This is a genomic window from Hymenobacter volaticus, from assembly GCF_022921055.1.
Taxonomy (GTDB): domain Bacteria; phylum Bacteroidota; class Bacteroidia; order Cytophagales; family Hymenobacteraceae; genus Hymenobacter; species Hymenobacter volaticus.
This window is the reverse complement of sequence record NZ_CP095062.1, coordinates 205,654-221,359: the sequence shown is the minus strand read 5'-3', so window position 1 is coordinate 221,359 and position 15,706 is coordinate 205,654. Positions and strand designations below refer to the sequence as shown.

General features: G+C 55.5%; 9 protein-coding genes. 2 read left to right on the top strand and 7 right to left on the bottom strand.

The features are described from left to right. Window positions 1-16: 16 nt before the first annotated feature. On the bottom strand, window positions 17-415 hold the full coding sequence (locus MUN86_RS24040) for a hypothetical protein (protein ID WP_245125930.1): 399 nt from the start codon (window positions 413-415) through the stop codon (window positions 17-19). 376 nt (window positions 416-791) lie between these two features. Here MUN86_RS24040 and MUN86_RS24035 point away from each other — a divergent pair, with 376 nt between their 5' ends. Further along, entirely contained in the window at window positions 792-1,613 is an 822-nt protein-coding gene (locus MUN86_RS24035; protein WP_245125928.1) for an alpha/beta fold hydrolase, read from the top strand. Window positions 1,614-1,816: 203 nt separating this feature from the next. Here the strand turns inward: MUN86_RS24035 and MUN86_RS24030 are convergent, their stop codons facing one another. The 6 genes from MUN86_RS24030 to MUN86_RS24005 all read right to left on the bottom strand — a co-directional run bounded on the left by MUN86_RS24030 (window position 1,817) and on the right by MUN86_RS24005 (window position 13,610). Further along, on the bottom strand, window positions 1,817-2,176 hold the full coding sequence (locus tag MUN86_RS24030) for a BLUF domain-containing protein (RefSeq protein WP_245125926.1): 360 nt from the start codon (window positions 2,174-2,176) through the stop codon (window positions 1,817-1,819). A 108-nt stretch (window positions 2,177-2,284) separates the two neighbouring features. After that, window positions 2,285-5,122 carry a glycosyl hydrolase gene (locus tag MUN86_RS24025; protein WP_245125924.1) on the bottom strand — a complete coding sequence of 946 codons (2,838 nt, stop codon included), beginning with the start codon at window positions 5,120-5,122 and terminating at the stop codon, window positions 2,285-2,287. A 102-nt stretch (window positions 5,123-5,224) separates the two neighbouring features. Continuing rightward, on the bottom strand, window positions 5,225-6,538 hold the full coding sequence (locus MUN86_RS24020) for a glucuronyl esterase domain-containing protein (RefSeq protein ID WP_245125922.1): 1,314 nt from the start codon (window positions 6,536-6,538) through the stop codon (window positions 5,225-5,227). Then, window positions 6,535-9,900 (bottom strand): glycosyl hydrolase, encoded by a 3,366-nt coding sequence (locus MUN86_RS24015; protein WP_245125920.1) that lies wholly within the window; start codon window positions 9,898-9,900, stop codon window positions 6,535-6,537. Before MUN86_RS24015 ends, MUN86_RS24020 begins: the two co-directional genes overlap by 4 nt. A 205-nt stretch (window positions 9,901-10,105) precedes the next feature. After that, a complete protein-coding gene (locus tag MUN86_RS24010) occupies window positions 10,106-12,346 on the bottom strand; it encodes a rhamnogalacturonan lyase family protein (protein WP_245125917.1) in 2,241 nt (746 codons plus the stop codon). Window positions 12,347-13,064: 718 nt separating this feature from the next. Beyond that, window positions 13,065-13,610, bottom strand: a complete 546-nt coding sequence (locus MUN86_RS24005) for a glutathione peroxidase (RefSeq protein WP_245125915.1) — start codon at window positions 13,608-13,610, stop codon at window positions 13,065-13,067. Between the two features lie 499 nt (window positions 13,611-14,109). Here MUN86_RS24005 and MUN86_RS24000 point away from each other — a divergent pair, with 499 nt between their 5' ends. Continuing rightward, window positions 14,110-15,687 (top strand): glycosyltransferase family 39 protein, encoded by a 1,578-nt coding sequence (locus MUN86_RS24000; protein ID WP_245125913.1) that lies wholly within the window; start codon window positions 14,110-14,112, stop codon window positions 15,685-15,687. The last annotated feature ends 19 nt before the right edge of the window (window positions 15,688-15,706 follow it).

Here is a 15,706-nt window from a genome sequence, read left to right as displayed (position 1 = left end):
TAGAACCATTCTCGTACTAGCCGCAGGCCCAAGTCCGGGCCGCTACTAGATCTGTGAATGTGCCCAATTCGAACGGCAGTTTCTGCTCGGCTGTCTCTTGCACCTTACCAATCAGCATTCTATTGAGTGGGTCCGTGGCCTCGATACGAGCGAAACGTTTGACCCCGACGCTTATCAATTGGGGTAGCACTTCTTTGGCAATCCAATCTAGATCAACGGGGCGTACTGGGCCTAAAAGCCGGTCGTCGGCAATCCAACCCGTAATGCGGTGCTGTCGAGCCAGTTTCACGGCTTCTAGTGTGGTCTCACGTAGTAAGGCGCTACTGACAAAGCCTTGCCATTGGGCTTCGATAGCACGGGAGGGGCCTTCGTGCAGGAAAAGATTTAAAAAAGGGTAAGAAGCCAGGAGTTGCATGAGGAACGATCAGGCGGTGTTTGCTAGGCCAGCAACTCAGTGCTTCCTGCTGGGCTAGCAACGGGTGCGCGGAGCTTTAGTTTAGGTCGGCAGCAAGTAAGTATTTGTAGTGTACGGTTCAGCTTGCTGAGCAAGCATACTATAGGATGGAATTTAGGTTACAGATATCTGAATCTCTGGTAAAACCCAGCGCTGTTGTTGGTTGCTTTCTTGCAAACAAACCTCCAGACGTTGAAGTTGTTGGCTAGATAAAGCCTCGTTGGAGAGGGTGCCAACCAATTGGCGCTCACAATGAGAAAACAGAACTATGTTGGGAAAGCCTTGCTCTAAGGAAAGATTCTCGGCAGCTTTATCCCCGTTTTACTATCGTCATGCTATGAATAGATTTCTTCGCCATCAGGTTTCTGTGTACGGATCGGGTACCCAGCCGATGGTGTTTTCACACGGGTTTGGCACCGACCAACACGCGTGGCGCTATGTTGCACCGGCCTTCGCAGCTCAGTACCGAGTGGTGCTGTTCGACTTGGTAGGTGCTGGTCGCTCCGATAAAGAAGCCTACGATTTTGCCCGTTACCGAACCTTGGATGGATATGTAGATGATCTGCTGGCTTTGTTGCGGGAATTGCAACTACCTAAAGTGGTATATGTTGGCCATTCCGTTAGTGGCATTATAGGAGTCTTAGCCGCTATTCGGGAACCCGCCTTGTTTGAGCGACTGGTGTTGCTGGCCGCCTCTCCTTGTTATGTCAACGACGGCGACTACATAGGTGGCTTTGATACCCCCGATCTAGAAGAACTGCTTGGTTTTCTTGACCGCGACTACCGCGCGTGGTCTTCCTCAACCGTCCCCTCAATAGTAGGCGGAGACATGCGACCAGATCTACTCGACGACCTGCTCGACAGCTTTTCGCAAGTGGAACCCTCTATTGCCCGGCAGTTTGCGCGGGCTACGTTTCTATCCGATTATCGTGCTGACCTACCTAAGCTGCAAGTTCCGGCGCTGATAGTGCAGTGCGCAGATGACTCGGTAGCACCTTCTATGGTAGGGCATTACCTGCATGCTCACCTAGCAAACAGCACGCTTGATATATTGGATACGGCTGGCCACTACCCGCATTTGAGCGCTCCTGTTGCTACTATTGCGGCGTTACAACGCTACCTGGGATTAGTGAGTCGGCAGCAAGCAGCGCACGCATAGCCAAGAGCCAAGGTGTTGACAGGGCAGCTACCTCGGCTCTTGGTTATGCGTGCTTGTTCGGCTCATTGTTTTAAATGAAAGCTGTCCAGAAGCTTTTATCTACGTGCTTAAGACTGCATGCAAATCCTGCTGGGGTCGTTAATCTTGGCGTGGGGTCAAAACGAAGGTTTTCATCATTTGCAGCAACAGCGCGTCGGCTGCGCTTAGGCCGGGTGCTTGCATATCCATGTGGCGAGGCTCGACGTAGCCAGTGAGTTCCGTGAACTCTTCGGGGAGACTACCTGAAAGCCCATGGACCAGTCCTCGAAGCTGCGCCGCAACACTTGTTTGTCGGCTAGTTTTACCACGTTGACGTGCCGTGAATCTTGCAGCAGTTTTGCGTAGAGTGTGGCCAGTACACTTTCCTCGCCCTCAATAATTTGCATGAATTGCCCGTCGCCGTAGACCAAGGCCCCGGTGATGCCCTGGCGCTCGTTTTCGCTCCGAGCTTGTTGCAGTAGGGTTCGCAAATCAGTCTCGCTCATCGGGCGTACGCCCCGGCTCATATAAATAATGTGATGCATGAAAATTTCAGTAAGTGAAGTGGCAAGATAGGCATCCAGGATAGGTACCGAAAGCAGCGTCACGAGGGCATTCCTGGCCTATTTATTCAAGAAAAACGTGAACAGGCTTTAGAGCTTTGTGGCAGCATAGGGCGTGAGCGTAACCGGTCCTAAAAGGCCGGAGGGCTGCCAGGGCCAGTTGGCAGCATCGAACGGCTTGTAGGCTAAGTTCACGAAGTTGATTTCGTGGTACTTACGCCAAGTGACTTTGCGCTGATCTAAGTCGATGATGCGATTCGCCATGAGGTTGGCTACCTCTATTTTCAATTCGTTGCGGCCCTTCTTTAAGTAGGTGCCTAAATGGCACTCGTAGGGGAAGCTCCACACCAAGCCCGCGTCGTGGCCGTTGACCCATACGTGGGCACTTTCGCGCACGTCGCCCAACTTTAGCACGTAGTCGGTGGCGGGCTTAGTGGGCAGGGTGAACGTGGTAGTGTACTCCGCGCGGCCAGAAAAACGAGCGGCATTGGGTTCGGACAGTTCCGTCCACGATACCAACTTAGCTAGTTGCTGCGCCTTGGGCAACTCCGGGCCACCCTGCGTAAAGCGCAGACTCCAAGGGCCCGCAATTGACTGCACAGGCCCGGCTGGCGCGAGGTAGGGCCAGGCCGGCCCCGCGGCGGCACCGGTGGACGTTTTCACAATCATGGCCTCGCCGGGCTGAAGCTGAAGCCGAACAGTGGTGCCATTGCCTTCCGATTTGCTAGCAGCTAAACCACTGCGGCCGGTTTGTGGGTCGAGCAGTAGCACCGAGCTAGCAGTTGTATTCAACGGCACCCAAGAGTCCACGGGTTTTGCGGTGTGGTTGACGAGGTAGTAGTAGCGGCCATCGGGCACGGCGCGGCGAATGAATTTCAGCCCGGAATCTGTGAGCGTTTCGCGGGTGATTTTCTGGTAATCAAGTGCTTGCTGCACGTTGGAAGCTAACAAAATTTGGCCGTTGCCTACCTTGGCAAGCTGCACGCCGGCGCTAACGCTCGCAAAATTCAAGCCCGCCACAATAGCGCGTAGCCGCTGCCGCCGGGTTTCGAGCTGGTGAAAACCAGGGACGTCCTTGGGCATTTCCTGGATGATAACCGTTGCACCTTGCTGGGCTCGCTGCACTATGTTTTCCAGGGTTTCAATGGGCATGAAATTAGCTTTGGGTACTACCAGCGCCTGATAGACGGCACCTTGGGGCGCAACCTGCAGCCGCCCGCCGTTCACTTGCGACTGTTGCAGGAGCTTATCGGATACGAAATCAACAGCATAGCCACTTTTTATCAGTTGCTGCGCATCTTGATAAAACGCCGTGGGTTGCAGCCATTGATCGATGGTATGGATACTAACCATCATATCGAGCTTGGCGGGTGGGGCATAGTGGCGCACGTCGTAGACGGGCCAGTAGAGCAGCACGTCACTCTCTGCGCGACCGGCTTGCAGCACCGACTGGCACCGCGTGATGTAGTCGTTCAGGCCGGTGAGGTGGGGCCACCAGCTATTGGAAGGCGCAAAATTGGTGGAGGCGTAGAACAACCAGCCGGGCCAAGGCGCTTCGGCCGGCGAGTACGTAGTACCGTGGTAGAATACGTGGTTGACGCCCGCCAGAAACACCTGCTCTACTTCGGGCTTGCAATTGGAAAGCGGCACTTTGAAATGCTCCCCAAGCCACGTAAACGTCTCCGACGACACCAGCGGCTTGCCCAGCACGTGCCCAGCCGACGAGGCAAATTTAAGCATCACTAAATCAGGTGGCGGATTGGTGTAGGCGGCTTCCTCGGAGTAGTACCGGATGTCGGGAATCGGGAAGCGGGTGATGCCGAACGTTTCGCACTCCGGAATATCGACGGTGGCGTAAAGGTCGAGCAGGTTGCCGGGAAAGCCGTGGGACTGGTTACGAGACAGTCCCTTTTTGCCGTGAATCCATGCGGTCCAGGGTGTAACAAAGTTTTCCTGTACTAGCTCGGCCATGGTCTCGCGATAATCGTCGCGCAGGCGGGCCGCTTCATCAGTGGTGCTTTGGCTGACTAGCTCGCGCAGGTAAGGCCGTACGTCGTAGCCCCGCCGCTGTTGAAATTCGTCGAGTAGGCGTGGGGTGAAGTCGGCTTCAAATACTTCGTAGCTGTCGTTGAAGAAGGACCGCACGCCGGTTGGTTGGCCGGCAAAAGCTTGATCGAAACGGTTCAAGTACGTTTTCAGGGCTTCCTGCGAAAGGTGGTCGAGCACGAGGCCAGCTCCACCGGGAGCAGCGCGCTTCACCATCTGGCGGGTATTGCCGCTGAAGGCAGCGTACAACTCCCAGCTGCCGGTGGTTGGTTGCCAATTCAGGGTGCCATCGGCGGCAACTTTACTGCGCAAATCCAGCCGCTCGCCTTTGCTACCGTAGGCTGTCAGGGCCACCAGCGGCGCGGGGCGGAGTTGTTTAGGGTCTTGCAACGCTAGTTTCTCTTTCAGGCGCTGCCCGGCCGCAAGCGAATATTTCTGCACCACCAGTTTGCTAGCGGCTTGCTCAGGTGTGATTTGAGGTCCACCATAGGGCCAGCCGGTACCCACGTTCATGTCCACGCCGAGGCCGAGGCTGTCGGCCGTGTGGGTGGTGGTGCTCAGCATTTTCAGCCAGGTCGGCGACAAATAGTCGATGTACTGCTGCTCGTAGCCGACGGCGCCGTAGATAGGCGTGATTTCTGCACCGCCTAAGCCAACGTCTTTGAATTGAGTTAGCTGCAAGCGCAGATTTTTGGCATCGACCGCACTGCCCATCCACCACCAGCGCACCCACGGACGCGTTTGGGTGGTAACGGCGGGCCAGGGCGAAGCTGCGGGGTTGGCGGCCACGCTGGCAGTAGGTGCAGGTAGCTTCTGACAGGTAGTTAGCCCACCAAGTAGCAGCCCAGCGGCCACCAAAAGTTTATTGTGTTTGCTCTGCATAATATTGTAAGCCAAGAGAGGCACAAGGAAAGGGAATGATTGCGAGAAAACCGGTGGTTGTGTACCACAATGATTCTCAAGGGAATCCTATAGGTTTTGCTGCTACTTGCGTTGCAGCAGGTGGGTACGCATAAATTCAGCAAATACAGGGTAGTCGGAGGGGAGAATGCCGTGGCCGCCGTCGTGCATGTAGTAGCTCAAGGTTCCGCCGACTTTCTGGCTAGCCGCGGGCAGAGTATTGGTTTCAATTCCTTGCTGGCCGAGCAGATTGTAGACAGGAGTGGCCGCTACAGCCGCCAGAAATTCGCCTTTCGGGTCGCTCCAGTAATCGGTGTTGCCGGTTTGCAGCAGTAGCGGCCGAGGGGCCAGCAAGGCCACGAGCATGTGCGAATCCATGGGCGCATCGGTTTTGTTGGCAAGCTGCTGGTAGTTCTGGCAGAATTGGTAGGCGTAGCGGGTCGGGGCCACTAAATGAGCAATGGTTTCGCCGTAGTTGCGCCGAGCCAAGGCCGCTCCGCCTTCGCCGGAAACGCTAGCTATAACCAGCGCAAACCGAGGGTCGTTGGCGCCCGCCCATAGCACCGTTTTGCCGAGCCGCGACGCGCCCAGCAGAGCCACCCGCTTGCTGTCTATGGCTTTGTCTTTCTCGAAATAGTCGAGGGCTCGGCTTAGGCCCCAGCTCCAGGCCGCAACGGTGCCCCACTCGTTGGGGGCCACTTGGGTTTGGCCGGGTTCAAGGTAAAGGCTGCGCACGCCGTACGAAATACCGCTGTTGAAATCAGGCTCGATGTCGCCGTAGTACACCGACGCCACGGCGATGCCCTGAGTTAGAAACGGCTCGACGGTGAGCTTCATAGGGCCGGCCGGGTTGTAGGCAGGGGCGGGTACTTTCTGCTTTTCTTTGTTCCAGACCTGTCCGGGTCGCACACCCGGATCATCAACCAGCGAGGAATTCGCCAGAAAATTGATGTTAAGCAGCAGCGGTACGGGTTTGGTAGCGTTGGCCGGCAGGTACACCAGCAAGTCCATTTTCGGGCCGTCGTTGCGCTCCGAGAAGTACACGGTTATCTGCTTGCGCGTGGCCTTGCCATTGAAAGCGGGGGTGCCTTTGTCGAATACTTCGAAGCGCAGCTTGCGTGGCCGCTCGGGGGCGCGGCCGTACACGTTTTGCTCAAACCACGTTCTGATTTCTGGCCGGCGCTGTTTGTTCCAGGTGGCAGCATCGGTTACTTTTTGATTGTTGGCCAACTCCAGCGGGTCAGGCAGCGAATAGGTGCCTACTAGTTCCTCGTTGTAGTTCACTGCAATACCCGCCACGGTATTAGGCGGCTTGTTGGCAACTTGGGCGTGCACGGGAATAGGTAGCAAGCCAATACCTGTGAACACCAGCAGAGCGGAGAGAAAGTGCGTTTTCATAGTTTGGATTGCGACATCATCGCCTGTGGTTTACCGTTGGCACTTGTGGTTTGCTCTACTTGCACAAGTTTCACTGGACCCAGCAAGCCCGATTCGCCCAGCTCGTATTGCCCACCGAAGGGCGCCGTGTAAGAATCGAGCACTTTCTTCTCAGGCCCCGCCAGCTTGTCGCCAATCAGACGGTTGGTCCATTCGTTGGTTACCCGGATTTCCAGCTGGTTTTTGCCCGGTTTGAGGGCTCTCGTCACGTCCACCTGAAAGGGCGCCTGCCAGAGCAATTCTAGCTTCTTCCCGTTGACAGTAACTTCGGCCAAGTCGCCGACGCGGCCCAGATCGAGTAGCAGTTTGCGGCCTCCGCGGAACCAGATTTTCTTGGTTTCCAGGGTTTTATAATAGGTGGCCGTGCCCGAGAAATACCGGATGCCTTCTTCAGAACTATTTGTCCAGGAGGCGAGCTGGGCCAAGGTCGTTTGCGACGGGGCACCAAGCTTGGGCGCAAACTCTACGCGCCACGGGCCAGCTACGGTAAGCAAGGTAGAAGTACGCTTCGGTGCAACGTTGCGGGCCGCGGTAGGTGCAGCGCGGTTGAACACTACAAACACCGATTCACGCTCCTTTAAGTGAAGCGGCACCGTAGTATGTTCGCCGCTGATGGTGTAGCTAGCTGGCTCTATTTCGCCGGTTGCGGCGTGCCATAGCGTCACGTCTTTGCCGTGCACCCGAAACCGAGCCGTCAGATCCTGAGTGCTATCCGAACGGTTGACCACGAAGTACACATCCGCGTCGCCTACGCGTCGGTGAAACCAGGGTACCGTACTGCCTAAGGGCTGGCTACATTCCAGATCGGGCGTCAGGCCGGCTAGGGGCATCACTTGCGCCAGAGGTAACCCCCACACCACTTGGCCTTTGCTGTAACGGCGTTTGGTTCGACTGCGGCCGTCTAAGTCACCCCACACTTCGCTGGCAATGGCTTGCAGTTCGGTGCTGCTCTGCTGGGCGGTTGTATAGTTTGGCGTCTGTTCGGGTTTGGGACCCACTATGGTAGCGCCGCCCTGCACTAGCTCCTGCACCTTGCGCAGCACGGGCAAGGTCATGGCTTTGGTTTCGGGCAGCACGAGCACGGCGTAGTTCATCCCATCGGGCAGCACCAGGCGCCCGTTGGCATTTACGCTCATGCGGCTAAGCAGCGCATCGGCGTTGATGTAGTCGAAGGCGTAGCCAGCAGGGAGGGCCGGCTGCAAACCCGCGCCCCAGAACGGCATGGTCGATGGGGCGCCTTCGTTGAGCAAGTAGGCTACGTCGGCCACGTACTGGCCCTGCTGTAGCATGAAAGAATTGCGCGCCAGATAAGTCATCAGCGGCCGGGCCTGCTCGGCCCAAGTGATATTGCGGTTCAAATGCGTGCCCACCATGGTGTTGCCGGGCTTGGTATCGAGCGGCTGATGCGCCGAGGTGTGAAACACCAGTTGATTGAGGCCCTGCGTAAACCAATAGTCACTGATCTTCTTTAGCGTGTACGGCGACTCGAAGTTGCCACCCGTGAAGGCTTCAGCAGCCACTAGGTTTTTGCCGTACACGTGACCCGCCGAAGCGGCTCCGCGCACGTCCTCGTAGTACATGGAAGACGGGTGCAGGTCTTTCACCCAGAACTCGCCCATCGGAATGTCCACGTACTTCTTATAAAGCAAGGCATCTTCTATGGTCTCCAGCGACACGCCGCCGGCTTCGCCGTACGTCTGGACGCCTTGCTTGTGCAAAAAGTCGGTAACGGTGCCGTAATGGTTTTCGGCAAACATGTCCACGAGAGTGCGCCGAAAGTCCCACAGCACCCGGTCACTGATGTCGGCGCTGCCCACTACCCGGCCGGCTAGCACCGGTAGAAAAGGCGTCAGGTCGTAGCCGCGGCGCTTCTGAAACTCAGGTAGCATCTCGTCGGTCCAGTTCTGGATACCAGCCTCCCAGCTGTCCATCAGCACGTAGCGCAAACTCTTGCCGTAGAGTGGTCCTAGCGCCTGCCGCAAGGGTTCGGTGTAGCCTTGCAAGTAGGCCGCGGTGTGTTTGCGGCTGAGCTTATCAACTTCAAGCCCAGAGGCGGCCGGCACCGCGGGTCGGTTTTTGGCACCTGTCAGCGAGTAGCCCATACGCAGGACGGTCCATTTGCCCGGCGGTACTTGCCAGTTGAGCGTGCCGTCGGCTTGCATCTTCGAGGTTAGCACCACCACGCCGGTGGGGCTAATGGTGGCGGGCGCGGCTACGGGCGGGGTTGCCGTTGATTCGTATTCAAACAGAAAGTTGAAACCAGCTTTGTCTTCCCAGCGGTGTACCCGCGCGCCAGTGTGCAACTGAAACTCGTTGAGGGCATAGCTGCTGTCGGGTTGGGCAGGCGTTTCCGAAATTACGTCGGCGGGCTTCATGGGCGCACCACTCAGCTCCAATCGGTAGTAGCGGGCCGTGGTAGTCGGGACGGCGAAGGTGCGCACCGTACCGCCGCGGTAGCCCTGCTTGCCAGGCAGCACCGCCAAGGTGGTAAATTCCTTTCCATCGGTACTGGCCAGTAAGCGTCCGAAGGGGATGCCACGCGGACCTGCTACGGTAAAGGCCTGCACTTTGGTGGGTTGCGGAAAGCTATATTGCACCCAGGCGGTACCGCGCGTTTCGGTGGGCTTCACGGTCAGCGCGGTGTTCAAGTCGTCATCCAGCAGCGCTTTGGCATCAATGGCCCCGGCGTTGGTTGTCGTACTGGGTTGTAGGCGCGCTGGTTCGGTTTCGGCGGTTGGGGTGCGGTAGGCCACTACGGCGCAGTCGCCGTAAAAGCCCGTTGTGGGGCTGTTTTTGCTGCGCGCCAGATTGCGGATGGGCCCGTCGTTGGAAGGTGGTAGTGGCAGCTTGCCCTTGAATGTTTTGCCGCCTTCCACATGTAGCTCGCTCCATACCAGCTTTTTCATGGCTTGCTTGGGATTCACCCACGAGCCGCCCGTCAGGCTCCAGCCAGGCGACGAGAACATGGTCATTTCTAAACCTAATCGGTTGGCTTCAGTGGCAGTATGGCGCACAGCATCGAGCCACGCGGGCGTGCCAAACACCACTTTCTCGGGTACCGTTTGGCCGCTACCGTACGCTACATCCGCCAGCTGGAAACCGCCAATGCCCACCCGCTTCATCCATTCCAGGTCCTTCGTGATACCTTCTTTGCTGACATTGCTGTTGGTCCAATGCCACCAGGTGCGGGGCCAAGCGGCAGGTGGCGGCTCCGCAAAGCCTTGCTCCAAAGAAACTGTAGCCTGCTGCGCCTCCGAAGCAAGCGGCAACACCAGAGCAACCAAGCAACCCCAAGGTTTAAGTCGAAAACGAAGATCAACCATGTGCTGTAGGCCGAAGAGAGTGCTAGGAAAAAGTAAGGGACAAGAAACCGGTGGGCTTACAGCGGCCTTTTCCTTGAATGCCAACGAGTGCGCCACCAAGCAATGCCTAAGCAGGCAAAAGAGTAGTGTGTGAGCTAGATAGTAAAAAAGGCAGCCTTTTGACTGCCTTTTTTAGGTTCATGAAACGGCCACACGAACGAGCAGCCTATTCCTTCACAATCTGAATAGCTTTGGACGTGCTGTTGGTGGTGATGCGCACCACGTAATGACCAGCGGGCAATGCCTCGCCTAGCACAACTTCGTCTTTGCCAGTGCCGGCCTCCAGCTGCTTGCCATATTGGTCGAGCACTACGTAGCGGAAGTTGCCGGATGCCTTGAGGCGGAAGCTGCTGTTAGAAGGGTTCGGATACAGGGTAGCATCTCGTAACTCATCCTCACCGCTCTTGCCCGGCATGTTGGTGCCAAGCTCCATATCGGAGCCGAGGTAGAAGCCCGTATGCGGGGGCTGGTTGTAGGCCACATTCTGCCAAGCAATGCTGAGGCGGTACTGCGGGTCGTGCATGAGCGTGGTGAGCCGGTACGTAGTTGGGATAGTGGTCGTGAAAATCAACAGGTCCTTGTTGTTGATGTCACGCCAGATAACTTCTTCGCGCCAGTCGCCGAAGAGGTCGGCGGAGAGACCGGGGTTGGCCTTGGTACCGTTATTGCGCTCGGCGCCGAAATTGTAGGCGGTAAGCAGGCGGGTAGAGCGGTTGTTTGCATAGTCCCACTTATCAATGACGGTGCCATCGAGCAGCTCGCGCGACAAGTCGCCATCCCACCACACGGCGAAGTTGATGCTGGGCTTGGTGTTGGTTATCAAGTCGCCTTTGGCGGAGTACAAGCCTCCCCTCGAAGCCCATGCCTCGAAGCCGGGAAAGCGCGGATCAATATCAGCGGCCAGGCCCCGTCCTACGTCGCCTTGCATAGCGCCTGGTCGGCCCCAAATAAGTTGTCCGGTGCTGGCCTCACGGAAATCGGCAGGACTAGTGCCATAAGCACTCTGATCTTCGTGCGGTGAAAACACCTCCAAGCCCGGCCGGCTAGGGTCCATGTCCGACACGTGCAGGGCGTCGCCGTGGCCACGGCCAGTGGAGTAGATGCCCTTGCCGTTTTCGTCGATGGCGCACGAGCCGTAGACTATCTCGTCTTTGCCATCGGCATCAATGTCGGCTACCGTCAGGTTGTGGTTGCCTTGGCCGCGGTAGGCAGCATTGCCGGGCGTGTTGTCGTCGCTATCGAAAGTCCAGCGCTGCGTGAGTTGGCCGTTTTTGAAATCCCAGGCCACAAGTACCGTGCGAGTGTAATAGCCGCGGCACATCACCAGGCTCGGATGCACGCCGTCGAGGTACGCCACGGCGGCCAGGAATCGGTCGACGCGGTTGCCGTAGTTGTCGCCCCAAATGGTTCTGAGTTCGTTGGTTGTGGGGTTGTCGCCTTTGACCGGGTGGCGCTGCGGCAAGTACGTGGTGCTAGGGTAAGCGGCGCCCGTGAGGCCGTTGAAGACGGTAAGGTACTCGGGGCCGTTTAGAATGTAGCCACTAGCGTTGCGGTAGTCGGCGCTGCCGTCGCCGAGCACTTGGCCGGTGCCATCTATGGTGCCATCGGCGGTTTTGCAGGCTAGCTCAGCTTTGCCGTCGCCATCGAGGTCATACACCATGAATTGCGTGTAGTGCGCCCCGGCCCGGATATTTTTGCCGAGGTCGATGCGCCATAGCTGCGTGCCATCTAGCTTGTAGGCATCCAGATACACGTTGCCAGTGAAGCCACTCTGCGAGTTGTCTTTGGCGTTAGAGGGGTCCCACTTCACGATGACTTCGTACTGGCCGTCGCCGTCAAGGTCGCCTACTGAGCAGTCGCCGGGGCTGTACGTGTAGTCGCCGCTGGCGTTGGTGCCACCTGCTGGTTGTTGCAGCGGCAGCCGCATGTACTGCTGCGCCCAGACGGGAGCAGTTTCCGGCGCCGAAGAATCATCGCCCTGGTTGGGCCCACCGTTGCGCACTGTGCGCACGAAATAGGTGGTGCCCGGAGTTAGGTCCGGCTTTTCGTCCACCCAGTTGGTGCTCGACGTGATGGGTTGCTCGTTAAGCTTTACCGCGTCGCCGCTTACTGGTTTGCGAAACAGGTTGAAGCCCACTTTGGGGTCATCAGTAGCCAGCAAACGCCAGCTTACAAACACTTTGCCGTCGCCTTGGTCGACGGCCACAAGGCCGCGGCCCAGGGTTTCGAGCTGCCGCACCGAGGGGGTAGTTGCGGAATGCGAGTTGCCTTGCCCGAAGGCTCCTGCAGCGGTGAATAGGCTAGCTGCAAGCAGTCCGAACGAAGCTAGTTTGCCGGCGCCCGATACAAGGCGTTGACGCGAAGTGGTATGAAGGCCTAACGTCGGCAAGTAAAAGTTTTTTTTCATGAATGGTGGGTTGGTGGAAGCTTGGAAAAGCAGAGTGAGACGATGGCCTTGGAGAGGCCAAATTGAATCAAGAAAAGTGCTCCGAGTTGCGCGAGTGCGTGCCATATAGCCACGCTCGGGTTATGCCCATTAAGGGTGTTTCGTCACAAGCCAACAGCAGCGCTTGGTAGCGGCTAGCCAACACTAGTTGTTTCCTCATCTGCAGCGGGGACTTAGGAATGGGAAAAAGAAAGTAGCTTTTCACTACACCCAAACTACTTTTCCCTGTCAGCCGCACTCTCCTGTAGACTACTGTATTATGGATATTGCGAATACTATATAAATAGAATAAGATTTTTGTTAGCCGTTTCGCTAATGCTTTCAAAAACAGCTTGCAAAGGCAATTTCTGCTAGCTGTAGCTGCTCGCTAGCGCCCAGCAAATTGGCAGGCTAACAAGGAAAGTGCTAGAGCGTATGAACATAATTATATACGCCTTGCTAAACAGCTATTCTCACAACCATCCAGCTTTGATGCTAGTAGGCGCGTGTTCGTTTGCCGAGAGCAATGGCTTCTCTTGAACAGGAGGTAGAAGCTGGCAGCTATTCTCTAAAGGGCAACACTGTTGACTTGCAGTTACCGCGTCCAAGCAGTTGTGGTAACCACGCGTAGGGTGTCAATAGATCTTTGTCTATCAGCTACACTCGCTAAGCAATAAGCTCGTCTTACTTAATCAGGATGTTAGTGGCTACTGATCTTGCTGGTCACTGCCTCACTCAGAGGCGAAACAGCGGGGCCGAAGTAGTGCGTCAAGCGGCCGTCCGCGCTGACGAGGTATTTCGAGAAGTTCCAATCCGGGGCTTGTGCGTTCCAGCCGTTTTGCTGAGCATCAGAAAGCCACCGATATACCGGGTGCTGAGTTTCTTGTTTCACAACTACACTCTTCTTCATCAAGGGAAACGACACGCCGAAGTTTACCTGACAGAACTGCTCGATGGTTTTATCATCGTCTTTCTCTTGCTCGGCAAAGTCGTTGGCGGGGAAGCCTAGCACCACCAACTCGTCGGCAAACTTTTCCGAGAGTTGCTGTAGCTCTGCGTATTGGTTGGTGTAGCCGCAGTTCGACGCCGTATTGACGAGCAGCACCTGCTTGCCCTTCAGTGTCTCGAACGACAAGCTGTGGCCGCTGTTAAGCTGACTTTGCAACTGGTAGAAAGGAAAGAGAGCCGACTTCGTCTGCTTGTTTTCCAGCACTTTGCCCCGACTGCTAGATTTAGTCAGTCGCATAATGAGTGGATAAAGCAACTTCAAGAGTTTTTGGCGCAACGAAGCCATTAGGTAAGGGTGTTAGAACGCGAAGGAAAGATACTTAAGAGTAAGTTTGGGACAGTTACTGTAACTGGAGTTCCAACACCTAAGGACTGCTAGCAGAGCTGAAGTTTAGCTCTTGTACGTCTTCAACTTGTCCTGGATATTTACTTCTGCTACCTTCAATAAGCAGGTGAAATAATCGCTAAGCATCGATGTTCAATGAATAGTGTGTCAATCATTTGCTTGTCAACGAAATAGCTTTTCTACTGTTGGGGTGCAAATAGATTGCAATCCGTAATCATCTTAAACTTGATTAGAATACTTTAATTTTTTATAAATATATTACAGAAAATTATAGATGCTGCTACCTTATCGACGCCCTTCTATGCTAGCTCAGCTCCGTCCTGAAGTCGCTGTTTTTCCGAAGCAACACCGTACTAGCCGCTACGCTTTGGCTACCTACTGTATCCTCTTTTTGGGTATCTCTCTTCGGCTGTTCCATTACTTCTACAACCGCTCATTGTGGACCGATGAAATCTATCTGTCGGCGGGGCTAGTAGATTTCAACTTCAAGGAGTTGCTTTCCAAACCGTTGCCGTACATGCAGAAAGCACCGGTTGGGTTTATGTTAATCACGCATCTGTTTGTGGTGCTGTTTGGCAAAAACGAGCTGGCGCTGCGCCTATATCCTTTGCTCACGGGCATTGCGGCTTTATTCTTTTTTTTGCCGGTCGCCCGGCACTTCTTGAAGCCTTTCGGGACCTTAGTTGCCTTGGCGGTATTGGCGTGCGCAACCCCCATTATCTACCATTCCGTTGAAGCAAAGCCATACGGCCCCGACTTGTTTATTACCATCGTGCTGCTGTGGATGTACGTCCGCTACCGGCACCAAACCCGGTGGAGGTCTTTGCTGCTGTGGGGAATTGGGGGCAGTGTAGCCATTTGGTTGTCGTATCCGAGCATATTCGTGCTGGCCGGCATGGCAATGGCTGTGGGCATCACCAATCTGGTGAAAGGAAATTGGCCGGTGATCTTTCGATTGGTAGTTCCCTTTAGCATGTGGCTGCTTAGCTTTTTGCTGAGTTACTTCCTGTTCACGAAGGAAGGGTCGGATGCGGGCTGGCTGGTGTTTTTCTTCTACAAGTTTGATGGGTATTTCCCCCTGCAACCCGTCAGTAGCGTTGGTTGGCTACTAAAGAAAGCGGCCGTCTTTTTTCATTACCCGCTCGGCTTAACCTGGATAGACGACTTATCGGAACACACTTACTTGGAGCGCTTTATCCAGCGCATGACGATTGTGCCGGTGCTACTGAGTGCCTTAGGTGTTTTGTATTTCTTTAAAATCAACAAGCGTTTTCTGCTGGCGGTTGGCATTATTCTGCTGATTGCTGTTGTGGCGTCTTCCCTGCGCCTATATCCGTTCCACGAGCGGATGATTGTCTATCTGGCGCCCTTTACCATCCTTTTGCTAGCTGGCGGCTGTGATTACCTGAGAAACAAAACGGTTCCACTGAAATATGTGGGCCATGTGCTTACGCTGCTGCTGCTATTCGGACTGCTCAAAAACGCCGTGGCTAATACCCTGACGCCTTACCTGCTAAGCGGCTACAAGATGTCGTATTACCGGCAGGCTATGCACTATGTCGATACCAATATCAAACCCGGCGACGGGGTTTATGTGTACTGGAATGCTGCCGCCGGATATAAGTACTATAAGTCAACTGATGGCTTGAAGTTCGAGGCGGTAGTAGATCCGGATTACCGCTATACCGTACGCAACTACCCCGATTACTATGCCAAGGTGGATGCCGATATGTACTCAGTGCCCAATACCAAACGCGTTTGGGTGATTTATAGCGGCGTGGACATGAACCAGGGCGATTATGGCGGACAGCCTGCTTGGTACTACCAAGGCCACGATTTCAGGGAAGGCTATGGGGTGGAGCAGTATACCAAGCATTTGCAGCAAATTGGAAAGGTACTGGGCAAGTACGTGCCTACCGATGGCAACCCGAACCCTGATGTGCGAGTGCTGTTGATGGAGTTAAAGTAGGGATGTTCCAGGCTTCACA